Annotated in this window: 12 protein-coding genes (1 of these 12 only partly in view); 3 read left to right on the forward strand and 9 right to left on the reverse strand. The window is 71.9% G+C overall.

The genetic code is table 11. The features are described 5' to 3' along the window. The 3 genes from proC to EV375_RS16030 all read right to left on the reverse strand — a co-directional run. On the reverse strand, nt 1–261 hold the 5' portion of the coding sequence (gene proC, locus EV375_RS16020) for a pyrroline-5-carboxylate reductase (RefSeq protein WP_055488874.1). The gene continues 549 nt to the left of window position 1, outside the view; 261 of the gene's 810 nt are visible here — the first part of the coding sequence; its start codon is at nt 259–261; its stop codon lies off the left edge, out of view. A 106-nt stretch (nt 262–367) separates the two neighbouring features. After that, nucleotides 368–1,105, reverse strand: coding sequence for an ABC transporter permease (locus EV375_RS16025; protein WP_130300031.1), 738 nt, complete (start codon nt 1,103–1,105; stop codon nt 368–370). A 74-nt stretch (nt 1,106–1,179) separates the two neighbouring features. Beyond that, on the reverse strand, nt 1,180–1,977 hold the full coding sequence (locus EV375_RS16030) for an ABC transporter ATP-binding protein (protein WP_130300032.1): 798 nt from the start codon (nt 1,975–1,977) through the stop codon (nt 1,180–1,182). Nucleotides 1,978–2,194: 217 nt separating this feature from the next. Here EV375_RS16030 and EV375_RS16035 point away from each other — a divergent pair, with 217 nt between their 5' ends. Continuing rightward, nucleotides 2,195–2,569, forward strand: coding sequence for a hypothetical protein (locus EV375_RS16035; RefSeq protein ID WP_130300033.1), 375 nt, complete (start codon nt 2,195–2,197; stop codon nt 2,567–2,569). 204 nt (nt 2,570–2,773) lie between these two features. Next, nucleotides 2,774–4,294, forward strand: a complete 1,521-nt coding sequence (locus EV375_RS16040; RefSeq protein ID WP_486588504.1) for a SulP family inorganic anion transporter — start codon at nt 2,774–2,776, stop codon at nt 4,292–4,294. 86 nt (nt 4,295–4,380) lie between these two features. Here the strand turns inward: EV375_RS16040 and EV375_RS16045 are convergent, their stop codons facing one another. From EV375_RS16045 to EV375_RS16065, 5 genes are all read right to left on the reverse strand, one after another. After that, nucleotides 4,381–4,674, reverse strand: coding sequence for a hypothetical protein (locus EV375_RS16045; RefSeq protein WP_055488869.1), 294 nt, complete (start codon nt 4,672–4,674; stop codon nt 4,381–4,383). Nucleotides 4,675–4,960: 286 nt separating this feature from the next. Continuing rightward, complete coding sequence (gene ilvD / locus EV375_RS16050; protein WP_130300035.1) at nt 4,961–6,802, reverse strand: dihydroxy-acid dehydratase; 1,842 nt, start codon at nt 6,800–6,802, stop codon at nt 4,961–4,963. Between the two features lie 244 nt (nt 6,803–7,046). Next, entirely contained in the window at nt 7,047–7,664 is a 618-nt protein-coding gene (locus EV375_RS16055; protein WP_130300036.1) for a TetR/AcrR family transcriptional regulator, read from the reverse strand. After that, nucleotides 7,661–8,497 (reverse strand): sugar phosphate isomerase/epimerase family protein, encoded by an 837-nt coding sequence (locus EV375_RS16060; protein WP_130300037.1) that lies wholly within the window; start codon nt 8,495–8,497, stop codon nt 7,661–7,663. The genes EV375_RS16055 and EV375_RS16060 overlap by 4 nt, the downstream gene beginning before the upstream one ends. A gap of 158 nt (nt 8,498–8,655) precedes the next feature. Further along, nucleotides 8,656–9,588 (reverse strand): Ppx/GppA phosphatase family protein, encoded by a 933-nt coding sequence (locus EV375_RS16065; RefSeq protein ID WP_130300038.1) that lies wholly within the window; start codon nt 9,586–9,588, stop codon nt 8,656–8,658. Nucleotides 9,589–9,840: 252 nt separating this feature from the next. Between EV375_RS16065 and EV375_RS16070 the strand changes: the two genes are divergently transcribed. Further along, nucleotides 9,841–10,641 carry a DUF3109 family protein gene (locus tag EV375_RS16070; protein ID WP_130301886.1) on the forward strand — a complete coding sequence of 267 codons (801 nt, stop codon included), beginning with the start codon at nt 9,841–9,843 and terminating at the stop codon, nt 10,639–10,641. A 98-nt stretch (nt 10,642–10,739) separates the two neighbouring features. Here EV375_RS16070 and EV375_RS29135 read toward each other — a convergent pair whose 3' ends face one another. Next, nucleotides 10,740–12,605, reverse strand: coding sequence for a sigma-70 family RNA polymerase sigma factor (locus tag EV375_RS29135; RefSeq protein WP_165434743.1), 1,866 nt, complete (start codon nt 12,603–12,605; stop codon nt 10,740–10,742). Between the last annotated feature and the right edge of the window lie 260 nt (nt 12,606–12,865).

Below are 12,865 nucleotides of genomic sequence, written 5' to 3' on the forward strand. Positions count from 1 at the left end.
GGCGGGGGTGTGCGGTGCCAGTTCGTCCAGCAGCGTGTTCATGTCCTGCGGCTTGACCGTGAGGATGAGGGTGTCCGCGCGCTTGGCGGCCTCGGTGTTGCTGACGGCCTCCACTCCGTGCCGCTCGCGCAGTTCCTGTGCCCGTTCGGGGCGGCGGGCGGTGACCAGGAGGTTGGACGGTGACCAGCCGCCCCTGAGCATCCCGGAGAGCAGGGCCTCACCGATCTTGCCGGTGCCGAGGACTGCGACTTTCTGGGTCATTGGCTGGTTCACCTCGTCCAGTGCGTACGCGTGCTCCTCTCATCCTCGCACCGGCGCGAGGGCCGCGGCGCAACCGTCCGGCTGGTGGATGCGCCGCGGCCGCGGGTCATGGCGTGCGGCGCCGCAGGGTGGCCGCACCCACGCAGAGGACGAGGAGGGCGGAGCCCGCGACGATGACCGCATCGCGTACGAAGTCGCCGGTGGGATCGGGGTGTTGGAGAACCTGGTTCATGCCGTCGACGGCGTACGACATGGGCAGGGCATTCGAGATGTATTCGAGGACCGGCTGCATGCTGTCGCGCGGCGCGAAAAGGCCGCACAGGAGGATCTGCGGGAAGATGATCGCCGGCATGAACTGCACGACCTGGAACTCGGATGCGGCGAAGGCGCTGACGAAGAGGCCGAGGGCGGTGCCCAGGATCGCGTCGAGCAGGGCGATCAGGAGCAGCATGGCCGGTGAGCCGGCGAAGTCGAGGTCGAGGAGCCACACGGCCACTGCCGTGGCGATGGACGCCTGGACGACGGCGAGTATGCCGAACGCGAGCGCGTAGCCGGCGATCAGATCGCCCTTCCCGAGCGGCATCGACAGCAGCCGCTCCAGGGTTCCCGAGGTGCGCTCCCGGAGGGTGGCGATGGACGTCACCAGGAACATCGTCACCAGCGGGAAGATGCCGAGCAGGGATGCGCCGATGGAGTCGAAGGCGCGCCGGTCGGCGTCGAAGACGTAGTACAGGAGTACGAGCAGCAGGACGGGCACGAACAGCAGCAGGCCGATCGTGCGGGGGTCGTGGCCGAGCTGGCGCAGTACGCGCCGAGCTGTGGCGAGGGTCCGGGCCGGCTTCATGGCTGTTCTCCGCGGTTCGGGGCGGGCGGGTTCGGGGCAGCGGCGGGCGCTGCGGTGGTGCGGCGTGCGTGGGGTCAGGAGGCGGTGGTCTCGTCCCTGCGGGCCTCGTCCACCAGGTGCAGGAAGGCGCCTTCGATTGAGTCGGTGTGCGTACGGGCGCGGAGGGCGGCGGGGGAGTCGGCGGCCAGGAGTCGGCCGGCGCGCATGAGCAGCAGGTTCTGGCAGCGGTCCGCCTCATCCATGACGTGGGAGGAGATGAGGAGCGTGGTGCCGCGCTCCGCGGCGAGGCGGTGGAAGAGGTTCCACAGGTCGCGGCGGAGCACGGGGTCGAGGCCGACCGTCGGCTCGTCGAGGACGAGCAGTTCGGGCGTGCCGAGCAGGGCGACGGCGAGCGAGACCCGGGAGTGCTGGCCGCCGGAGAGGTTCGAGGTGAGGGAGTCCGCGTGGGAGGACAGGTCCACGTCGCTCAGTGCGCGGTCGACCGCCCCGGAGCGTTCGCGGCGCGGGATCCCGAGCACCGCCGCGTAGTAGTCGAGGTTCTGGCGTGCGGTCAGGTCTCCGTACACGGAGGGGTCCTGGGTGACGTAGCCGACGCGGGCCCGCAGGGGCGGCGAGCCGGCCGGGCGGCCGAGGACTTCCAGGGTGCCGGTGACCTTGGCCTGGGTGCCGACGAGGGCGCGCATGAGCGTGGACTTGCCGCAGCCGGACGGGCCGAGCAGGCCGGTGACGCTGCCCGCGGGGACGTCGAAGGTGAGGTCGTCGACGACCGTGTGGCCGCCCCGGACGACGCAGAGGCCGGCCGCCTTGATCGCCGGGTGTGCCGTTCCCTGCGAATCGCGTGCAGGGGGCCCCGGAGGACGCTTATTCATCATGTGATGAATTGTGTGGCGCGTTCGTGGCGCGCGTCAAGAGCCGATGACGACGGCTCCCGCACGCACGTATGACTCCGCACGACGCGGCGGCGGGTTACAGCCATCCGCACATCGCTTTTCACGCAGAGTGGCTGTGCCGACTTGCAAACGCGCAGAGGCTGGTTGACACAATGAGGCCCTCTGTCAACGAGCGGCCGGGTGGATCGAGGGAGGCTTGATGGCGGCGAGCAGACGCAGCGGCGTGCGGGCCTTCGTCACCGCCGTGGTTCTGACGCTCGCGGCCCTCCTCGGCGCGGAATGCATGTCCGCGCAGGCCATGGGGCAGGGAATGCGGCCCACCACTGCTGCTGCCGCGCAGGCGGGAATTCCGTACGAGCACTCCGGGACGGCCGAGGACGACTGCAAGCCGAGGCACGGGCCGCGGCGATCCGCCGGATCCCAGGCGCTGACGGGGGCTCCCGGACGCGTGTGCGGCTGCGATGTCGGAGCGGTGCGGAAAGACGGCCGGGCACAATCCATCACTGAGCGTGATCTTGCTGCGCGTGGCCGGTCGGTCGACCGGACCGTGCTCCAACAGACCTTCCGCTGCTGATCGTTCCCGCGTCCCGCATCCCGCGTCCGCGTTCGCGTTCCCGCGCGCGTCCGCGGGTCAGTCCGCGCGGAACGGAGTCGACCGGCGGCCCAGTGCCCGCACGCACGCTCCCTCCGCTCCCCTCTCGTTCAGAGAATCCGTTCAGCGACCCGTCACGCCATGTCCCGCCGCGCATCGCGGCGCGGGCCAGGCTGGAGATGCCCCATGCCTTTGAGAATCAGGGCCCGCTCGACCCTCCGGGCCGATGTCACCGCGTCCCTCGTCGTCTTTCTCGTCGCCCTGCCGTTGTGCGTCGGCATCGCCGTCGCATCCGGCGTGCCCGCCGAACTCGGCCTGGTAACCGGAATCGTGGGCGGCCTCGTCGTCGGAGTGCTGCCGGGCAGCAGCCTCCAGGTGAGCGGGCCCGCGGCGGGCCTCACCGTGCTCGTCTACGAAGCCGTGCAGTCGTACGGCCTCGGTGTGCTCGGCGTGCTGGTGCTGTGCGCCGGACTGCTTCAGCTGCTCATGGGCGCGCTGCGCCTGGGCAGGTGGTTCCGGGCCATCTCCGTCGCCGTCGTGCAGGGCATGCTCGCCGGGATCGGCATGGTGCTCATCGCGGGTCAGGTGTACACGCTGGCCGACGCGAAGGCGCCCGCCGGCGGCCCCGCCAAGATCATGGGCCTGCCGGGACTCTGTGGTGACCTGCTCGGCGGCAGCACGGCACCGACCGCGGCCCTCATCGGAACGGGGACGATCGCGGTGCTGATCCTCTGGCCCCGGTGGAAGCGCGCCGCGAAGGTCCTGCCCGCGCCGCTGGCCGCTGTTGGGCTCGCCACTGCGGCGACCGCCGCCTTCGGGCTGCCGGTCGCGCGCGTACGGGTGCAGGGCGTGCTGGAGGCCGTACAGCCGCCCGGTGCACAGGACTTCGGGGAGCTGCTGTCCCTCGGCGTGGCCGGAACGGTGCTGGCGTTCACGCTCATCGCGTCGGCCGAGTCGCTCTTCAGCGCGGCGGCCGTGGACAGGCTGCACGACGGTCCCCGCACGGACTACGACAAGGAGCTGATGGCGCAGGGCGCCGGCAACACGGTGTGCGGGGCGCTGGGCGCGCTGCCGATGACGGCGGTCATCGTGCGCAGCTCCGCGAACGTCTCCGCCGGCGCGCGGACGAAGCTCTCACGGGTGCTGCACGGGGTGTGGCTGCTGCTTTTCGTGGCCGCGATGCCGGGGGTCCTCGGGATGATTCCGGTGTCCGCGCTGGCGGGAGTGCTGGTGCACGCGGGCTGGAAGCTCATTCCCGTACGGCAGTTCGTGCCGCTGTGGCGGGAGCACCGTGCGGAGGCCGTGGTGCTGGCGGTGACCGCATTGACGATCGTGGGGACCAACCTTTTCGAGGGCGTGGTGGCCGGACTGCTGCTTGCGGTGGTGAAGACGGCCTGGGAGATCTCCCACGTACAGGTCGAGACGGAGGACCCGGGCGCGGACGAGGCTCTGCGCGTACGCGTGCTGGGCAACGCGACCTTTCTGCGGCTGCCCAAGCTGCTGGACCAGTTGGAGGCTCTGCCCCGCGACCGCACCGTCGAACTCAACCTGGCAGGACTGCGGCACGTCGACCACGCGTGCGGCATGGCACTGGCTACGTGGCAGGAGGAGCACAACTCCCGTGCAGGTACCGCGTCTTCGCTCTCGGCTGCCGCTGCGGGCCCTTCGGGCCACGACGGCTCCGCGGGGGCGGGGCGGCACGGGTAGACGGCGGCACGGGGTGACCGCCGCCGCCTCGTCGCCGCGCGCGGCAGGCGGCGCGTGCCCCGTACCGGCAGGACGGCGGCCGGCGGTCATTCGACCTCGCGCATCATCTTCCGCTCCAGCGCGTCGACCGAACGCCTGGCCGCCGTCAGCTCCTCGATGCTGCGACGGTGCAACTCGACGTTGTCCTCGAGCAGTTCCGCGTACTTGCGGGCGAGTTCCTTGTACTGCTCCTCGCGCGCCGCGAGCATCCGGGCACGCCAGGTCGCGGCGATCTGCCACACGAGCACGATCAGCAGGACGAAGACGCCCCCGGTCCCGATGGCGGCTGCCCAGACTCCGGCTGGGTCGGTGGCCGCGAGGCCTGCCGTCTGCTCACTCACGTGGCTGCCCTTCTCCGACTCCTGCGGTTATGTACGCACTTGATGATGCGCACCGCGGACGGGCCGGGAAAGGCGCCACCGCGGAGATCAGGGGCGGTTCAGGGTTCTCCCCGAGGCTGCTCCGGGTGGGCCGGTCCGCAGCACCGCCGTGGCCGTACGGCGGACCCGTAGGGGTCCCGTACGGCCACGGCGAGCGGGCTTGTGGCGCCAGGGCGGGCGGACGGCCGTACGCCACGCGGAGGGGGCCGCCGTACGACCACGCGAGCGGACCGCCGTAACGCGGGTGTCAGCCTCCGAGCTGGGTCAGGTCGCGCACGGCGCCCTTGTCGGCGCTGGTGGCCATGGCCGCGTAGGCGCGCAGGGCCGTGGAGACCTTGCGGTCGCGGTCGCGGGGCGCGTAGCGGCCGTTCAACGCCTCGCGGCGCGCGGCGAGTTCCTCGTCCGGGACGTTCAGCCGGATGGTGCGGTTCGGGATGTCGATGACGATCTCGTCGTCGGTCTCGACGAGCGCGATCGTGCCGCCGCCCGCCGCCTCCGGCGAGACATGGCCGATGGACAGGCCCGAAGTGCCGCCCGAGAAGCGGCCGTCGGTGATGAGCGCGCACGCCTTGCCGAGTCCGCGTCCCTTCAGGAACGACGTCGGGTAGAGCATCTCCTGCATGCCGGGGCCGCCCTTGGGGCCCTCGTAACGGATGACGACGACGTCGCCCTCCTTGACCTGCTTGGCGAGGATGGCCTCGACGGCCTGCTCCTGCGACTCGCACACCACGGCCGGCCCGGTGAAGGTGAGGATCGACTCGTCGACGCCCGCCGTCTTCACGACACAGCCGTTCTCGGCGAGGTTGCCGTGGAGGACGGCGAGGCCGCCCTCCGTGGAGTAGGCGTGCTCGACGTCGCGGATGCAGCCGCCCGCGGCGTCGGTGTCGAGGGAGTCCCAGCGCTCGGACTGCGAGAACGCCGAGGCGGAGCGGACACAGCCGGGCGCGGCGTGGAAGAGCTCCGTCGCCTTCGCCGAGGGCGAGCCTCCGCGGATGTCCCAGCTCTTGAGCCAGCCGGCCAGGGACGGGGAGTGCACGCTGTGCACGTCCTCGTTCAGCAGGCCCGCGCGGTACAGCTCGCCGAGGATGGCCGGGATGCCTCCGGCACGGTGCACGTCCTCCATGTAGTACGTGCCGTTCGGCGCGACCTTGGTCAGGCAGGGCAGCGAGCGGGAGAGCGCGTCGATGTCCGCCATGGTGAAGTCGAGTTCCGCCTCCTGGGCGGCGGCGAGCAGGTGCAGGATCGTGTTGGTGGAGCCGCCCATGGCGATGTCGAGCGCCATCGCGTTCTCGAAGGCGGCGCGGGACCCGATGCTCCGGGGCAGCACGGTCTGGTCGTCCTGCTCGTAGTACCGCCGGGCCAGCTCGACCACCGTGGCACCGGCGTCCTCGTAGAGGGCCTTGCGGGCGGTGTGCGTGGCGAGGACGGAGCCGTTGCCGGGCAGGGAGAGGCCCATGGCCTCGGTGAGGCAGTTCATCGAGTTGGCGGTGAACATGCCGGAGCAGGAGCCGCAGGTGGGGCAGGCGCTGTCCTCGATGCGGCGCATGTCCTCGTCCGAGACGCTCTCGTTGGCGGACTCGGAGATGGCGCTGATCAGGTCGAGCTTGCGGACCGTGCCGTTGACGAGGGTCGCCGTGCCGGACTCCATGGGGCCGCCGGAGACGAAGACGGTCGGGATGTTGAGCCGCATCGCGGCGTTGAGCATCCCGGGTGTGATCTTGTCGCAGTTGGAGATGCAGATGAGGGCGTCGGCGCAGTGCGCCTCCGTCATGTACTCCACCGAGTCGGCGATCAGGTCGCGGGAGGGCAGCGAGTAGAGCATGCCGCCGTGGCCCATGGCGATGCCGTCGTCGACGGCGATCGTGTTGAACTCGCGCGGGATGCCGCCGGCGGCCTTGATCGCGTCGCTCACGATCCGGCCCACGGGCTGGAGGTGGGTGTGCCCGGGCACGAACTCCGTGAAGCTGTTGGAGACCGCGATGATCGGCTTGCCGAAGTCCTCGCGGGCTACGCCCGAGGCCTGCATGAGGGCTCGGGCACCCGCCATGTTGCGGCCGTGTGTGACGGTGCGGGACCTCAGCTCGGGCATCGTGCAACTCCCTCGTACGGCGCGTACGCCTTCCGGTGACGCGCGATGTCTCCGGTGCGCGCCGCCCGGCGCCTGCGTCGCCTCGCCTGCGGGGCGGCAGCTCGCACATTCGGTAGCGCCCGAGGATACGCCCACACGACCGGGATCCGGACCACGGGATCACATGCTGAGACCTTCCGTCCGCGGGGCCGCCCGGCCCGCCGACGCGGCCGCCCGGGGGCGGCACGCACAGCCCCGGCGGGCCTCAGCCGGTGAGATGCCGCTGCACGACGGGCGCGAGCCGGGGGATCAGCTCCTCCGGCGGGACCGACGCGATCGGCTCGACCTTGATCACGTACCGCAGCATGGCGGTGCCCACGAGCTGGGCCAGGGCCAGCTCTACGCGCAGTGCCGCGTCCGGCTTGTCGAGTCCCGAGGCGACGCGCTCCAGCAGGTTGCGGGAGACGAGCCCACGGAAGATGGACGCGGCCGTCTCGTTGTTGACGGCGGAACGCATGATCGCCATCAGGGGATCGCGGGTGACCGCGTCCTCCCAGATCCTGAACACGAATCCGACGAGCCGCTCGCCCCACTCGTCACGGCTGCCCGACAGCAGCAGATCGGGAATGCCCATGGCCGGGGCGAACGCCCCCTGGACGGCCGCCGTGAAGACCTGCTCCTTGGTGCCGAAGTAGTGGTGCACGAGGGCGGAGTCCACGCCCGCGCGGCGTGCGATCGCCCGGATCGACGCCTTGTCGTAGCCGCGCTCCGCGAACTCCGTACGGGCGGAGCCGAGGATTCGGTCCCGGGTCGCCGGCTCTCCGGCGGCCTTCTCCGCGGACGCGGGACGGCCGCGTCTGCGCACCGGCCCCTTCGCGCTCACCGCTGCCCTTGCGGGGACGGGCCCCCTACGGCCGCCGACGCCAGGTGGAGCCGCGTGTACGCGAGCGCCTCGGTCAGATCGCTCTCCCGCTCCTCCGCGGACATCGCGCGCCGTGTGTTGACCTCGACGACGACGTGGCCGTCGAAGCCGCTCGCGCCGAGCCGCTCCAGGAGCTCCGCGCACGGCTGGTTGCCGCGTCCGGGGACCAGGTGCTCGTCCTTGTTGGATCCGGTGCCGTCGGCGATGTGCACGTGACCGAGCCTGTCGCCCATGCGGTCGAGCATGGCGAGGGTCTCGGTGCGGGAGGTCGCCGTGTGTGAGAGGTCGATCGTGAAGTGCCGGTAGTCGTCCTGGGTGGGGTCCCAGTCGGGCGCGTAGGCCAGCATCTCGCGGTCGCGGTAGCGCCACGGGAACATGTTCTCGACGGCGAAGCGCACGTCGGTCTCGCCGGCCATCCGCCACACGCCGCTCACGAAGTCACGCGCGTAATTGCGCTGCCACCGGAAGGGCGGGTGCACGACGACCGTAGACGCGCCGAGCCGCTCCGCCGCGGAGCGCGCACGCTGGAGCTTCACCCAGGGGTCCGTGGACCATACGCGCTGGGTGATCAGCAGACAGGGGGCGTGCACGGCGAGCACAGGCACGCCGTGGAAGTCGGAGAGGCGTCGCAGTGCCTCGATGTCCTGGCTCACCGGGTCCGTCCACACCATGACCTCGACTCCGTCGTAGCCGAGGCGTGCGGCGATCTCGAAAGCCGTCGCCGTCGACTCCGGATAGACGGAGGCCGTTGACAGGGCGACCTTCACATCGGGGACGCGAGCAGGTTGAACCACAGCAGACAGCCTAAGGCTCCGCCCGGGTGATCAGTCCGGCAGCGGGAGGCCGCTCCACGGCGGGCCGTCCATTGATCGTTCCGCTGGTCACGCCGCTGCCGCGAGGCCTTCCGAAGGCCGCGGCAGCGCGCGTACGGCGGCGGATGCCGTGAGGGATCTCACGAGCCGCGCAGGTGGTCGAGGCGGCGCAGGATGACGCCCTCGCGCAGCGCCCAGGGGCAGATCTCGACCTCGTCGACGCGGAAGAGGTCCATAGCGGCCTCCGCGACCATGGCTGCGGCGAGGAGTTGATGAGCCCTGCCCGCCGAGACTCCGGGCAGCTCCGATCGTTCGGCTGCGGTCATGGTGGCGAGGCGCGGCACCCACGCCTCCAGCGCGGCACGGCTCAACCGCCGTTCGACGTACGGGCCTTCGGAGCTACGGGCCGCACCGGCGATGCGGGCGAGCTGCTTGAACGACTTGGAGGTGCCGACCGCGTGATCCGGAGAGCTGAAGCGGGTGAACTCGCCGACGACGCGCGCGATTTCGGTCCGTACGTGACGGCGCAGCGCCCGCTGGCCGTCCGTGTCGGGCGGATCGCCCGGCAGCCATGCGCTGGTGAGCCTGCCGGCGCCCAGCGGCAGCGAGACGGCGGCATCCGGCTCCTCGTCCTGCCCGAAGGCGATCTCCAGGGAACCCCCGCCGATGTCGAGGAGCAGCAACCGGCCCACGGACCAGCCGAACCAGCGGCGCGAGGCGAGGAAAGTGAGCCGGGCCTCGTCCTCACCGGTGAGGACCTCCAGCTTGACGCCGGTCTCCTCGGCGACGCGTGCGAGGACGTGCTCAGCGTTGGCCGCTTCGCGCACCGCGGAGGTGGCGAACGGGAGAAGATCCTCGACGCCCTGGTCCTCCGCGACCTGGAGCGCGTCGGCGACGGTGGCGGCGAGACGGTCGACGCCGTCGGAGTTGATCGCACCCTCCTCGTCGAGGAGTTCGGCGAGTCTGAGCTCTGCCTTGTGGGAATAGGCGGGAAGGGGCCGCGCGCCGGAGTGCGCGTCCACCACGAGCAGGTGGACCGTGTTCGAGCCCACGTCGAGGACACCGAGTCTCATACGGTCACGCTAGCCGTTTCGGGTGCCGCCGCGGCTACGCTGGGGCACGTGGGTAAGACGAAAGCGGCGAAGCGCCGGAAGCAGGGCGGACGGGCGAATCCGGGACAGCCGGGACAACAGGCCCAGGGAACTCAACAGGCGCAGGGCCCCCAGGAGGCACAGATCTCGCAGCAGCGGCACGGTGGCAGCGGCACGGCCGACGAGGAGCAGCAGGGCCACGACGGCGCCGACCCCAGGTCCGAGGAGACCGGCCTGGACTTCCCCCGGGCCTGGGTCGAGTTCCCCGACCCCGCAGACGACGAGCAGGTCTTCCGCTGCGACCTGACGTGGCTCACCTCGCGCTGGCACTGCGTCTTCGGGCAGGGATGCCAGGGCATCAGGCCCGGCCGGGCGGACGACGGCTGCTGCACGCTGGGCGCGCACTTCTCCGACGAGGAGGACGAGGAGCGCGTGGCCGCGCACGTGGAGCGACTGACGCCGGAGACATGGCAGTTCCACGACGTGGGCACCGGCTCCGGCTGGGTGGAGAAGGACGAGAACGACGGGGAGCGGCAGACGCGCCGCTTGGAGGGCGCCTGCATCTTCCACAACCGGCCGGGATTCTCCGGCGGTCAGGGCTGCGCCCTGCACATGCTCGCCCTTCGTGAGGGCCGTGAGCCGCTGGAGACGAAGCCGGATGTGTGCTGGCAGTTGCCCATCCGCAGGACCTTCGAATGGGTCGAGCAGGCCGACGGCGAGCAGGTGCTGGTCGTGTCCATCGGCGAGTACGACAGGCGGGGTTGGGGACCGGGAGGGCACGACCTTCACTGGTGGTGCACCTCGGCGCCCTCCGCGCATGGGGCGGGCGATCCCGTATACGTCTCGTACAAACCGGAGTTGACCGAGCTGATGGGCGAGGCGGGCTACGAAACCCTTGCCGGGCTGTGCGAGCAGCGCCTCGGCGCCCAGGGCGACGGCGGTGCGGCCTCCGGCCCGGGCTCGCGGTTCACGCCGCTGCCGCTGCTGGCTCCGCACCCGGCGGACCCGCAGCCGGCCGACACGTCGCGCAGCTGACGAGGATGCCGGGCGGCCGGCTCTGCCGCGCCGTCCGGCCGCCTGCCGGTGCCGATACCGGTATCGGTGCCGGCACTGGTGCCGGTACCGGTGCCGCGTCAGTCCGGGGACGAGCTCGGGTCCTCGGATGACGGGGGATCCTCCGGCGGCGGCGTCGTCGGGTCCTCGGAGGGCGGCGGCGTCGTGGGCTCCTCGGACGGCGGCGGACTCGGGTGGTTCTGCGGCGGCGTCGGTGAGGTCGACCCGGAGCCCCGTCCCTTGATCGTGACGAGAGCACCGGAGGGTGCGACCCGGATGTGCGCGGCCCAGGCGCCCGCGGGCTCGCGGCTGCGCAGGACGCCGACCCGTACGGTGACGGTCTCACCGGGGCGCAGCACGCCGCTCGTACGGCTGAAGACCAGCCATGACGCGTCACCGGACATCGACCAGCGCACGGGCGAACTCCCGCTCGCCGTCAGCGTGATGAGCGTCGCGCCCCCTGCGGGCCGGGCGTCGACCGACAGCCGTCCCGCACCCGCGGTGGCCGCGGACTTGTCCTTGCCGTGCTTGCCGTGGGCGTGCTTCTTGCCGGAGTCGTCGTCCTTGCCGTCCCGCTCGCGGCCGTCGTGCCCGCGCGCCCTGTCCTCCGCGGCGTTCTCGAACGGCTGCCCGCGCAGGGCCGATTCATCGTCTCGGTCGGAGGCCGAGACGGAGGAGCCGTCGGATTCGCCGGTCAACGGCGCACCCCGGTACGCGGCCCACAGCGCCAGCACCGGAGCGGCGATGACGGTGGCCACGACCGTGGTGGTCACGGCCCTGCTGCGCAGCTTGTCGCGGCGGGCCCCACGGTCCTTGATCTCCACCGGGAAGCCGGTTCTGTCGAAGCGGGGCATGTGCTTGTGACGCGCGCGCCGCACGGTGAGCACGGCAGCCTCCACAGCCGGACGCGGAGCCTCGAGCACGGCGAGCACCGCGGTGCCCGCGGGAGCCGTGCCCGGCCACGCGACGCCGGACATGGCGCGCTCGGCGGCGCGGCGGCAGTGCGGGCACTCGTCGACGTGCTTGACGAGCTCGCGCCGGAAGGCGGGGCCGAGCAGCAGCTGGTCCTCACCTGCGAGGCCCGAGACGGCGGGACAGCCACCGGACTTGACGACGGCGAGCGCGGCGCGGGTGCGCTCCACCTCGCAGGCCGCCTGTGAGAGCAGTGCGCTCGCGGCCTCGGCGCTGAGCGACAGCACGGCGGCGACCTCGTGCGCCGGCAGGCCGTGGCGCACGGCCAGCTCCAGTGCCTCACGCTGCTCGGGCGTGGTGCCGGCGGCCTCCGGCCAGGCGAGTGCCGCGAGGTCCCGGCGGCGCTGCGTGCGGGCGGCCTCGGTGAGATGCGCGGCCGTGGCCGGGGCCGTGTCGCGGCCGCCCTCGCGACTGTTCTGCTCGGCCAGCCGGCGCAGGCAGACCCAGCGGGCGAGCGCGTACAGCCACGGGCGGTGCAGGCTACGGCGGGACGGCGCGCGGTCGCGCTCGTGCTGCCGGTCGGCGATCACGAGCGCTTCGCCGACGGCGCTGATGGCGGCGTCGTGCTCGCACATCACCGACAGGCAGTACGTGAACAGGCCGTCCAGATACGGCTCGTAGCGGACCAGCCCGCGCTCCGCCGGCTCGCCGTCCGGCACGGCGCCGGCCGGGACCGTCGCAACCGACGGCACTGCGGCGCCTGTTGACTGCCCGGCCGACCCCTCGGCCTCGGGCCACGCGACCGTGCCGACGGGAGTGCCCGCCGTGCGCACGGCACCGGGCGGGGGCGCCGGGCCGTCGGCGACAGCCGAAGTGGCCGCACCGGCCGTACCGTTCGCGCCCGCCTTGGCGGACGCGCCGGCTCTGCTGAAGACCTTGGACGGACCGGAGCGCTGGTGCTGCTTCGTCCGCCGCACCGAATGCGCACGGTGTGCGCCGGTGGTGTGCGTGGGGTGGTCGCGCCTGCTGCTCATCACCCGGAGACGGTAGGCGGGCGACGCTTCCGCTGCGGACCCAGTCGTCCAGGTTTAATCCTTACGGGTGACCATCTCCCCCGAAAGGGGACGCGCGGCCTCACGAAGGGCTCAACTCCCCGTCCACGCACGGGTGACAAGTGGCGTCACGGGAAGCGGCCGAAGGCGCACACGCAGAGTGACGGGAGAGCGGAGGAGCCGGAACGCGCGCCGGGACGTCGTGGCACAGGGGCGGGCCGCGGAGCGCGCGTGACCCGGGC

Source organism: Streptomyces sp. CNZ301, assembly GCF_004217425.1.

What these genes read in the sequence shown, in the direction of transcription:
- EV375_RS16025 (WP_130300031.1), bottom strand. Translation starts at nt 1,105, where the DNA reads ATGAAGCCGGCCCGGACCCTCGCCACAGCTCGGCGCGTACTGCGCCAG.
- EV375_RS16030 (WP_130300032.1), bottom strand. Translation starts at nt 1,977, where the DNA reads ATGATGAATAAGCGTCCTCCGGGGCCCCCTGCACGCGATTCGCAGGGA.
- EV375_RS16035 (WP_130300033.1), top strand. Translation starts at nt 2,195, where the DNA reads ATGGCGGCGAGCAGACGCAGCGGCGTGCGGGCCTTCGTCACCGCCGTG.
- EV375_RS16040 (WP_486588504.1), top strand. Translation starts at nt 2,774, where the DNA reads ATGCCTTTGAGAATCAGGGCCCGCTCGACCCTCCGGGCCGATGTCACC.
- ilvD (WP_130300035.1), bottom strand. Translation starts at nt 6,802, where the DNA reads ATGCCCGAGCTGAGGTCCCGCACCGTCACACACGGCCGCAACATGGCG.
- EV375_RS16065 (WP_130300038.1), bottom strand. Translation starts at nt 9,588, where the DNA reads ATGAGACTCGGTGTCCTCGACGTGGGCTCGAACACGGTCCACCTGCTC.
- EV375_RS29135 (WP_165434743.1), bottom strand. Translation starts at nt 12,605, where the DNA reads ATGAGCAGCAGGCGCGACCACCCCACGCACACCACCGGCGCACACCGT.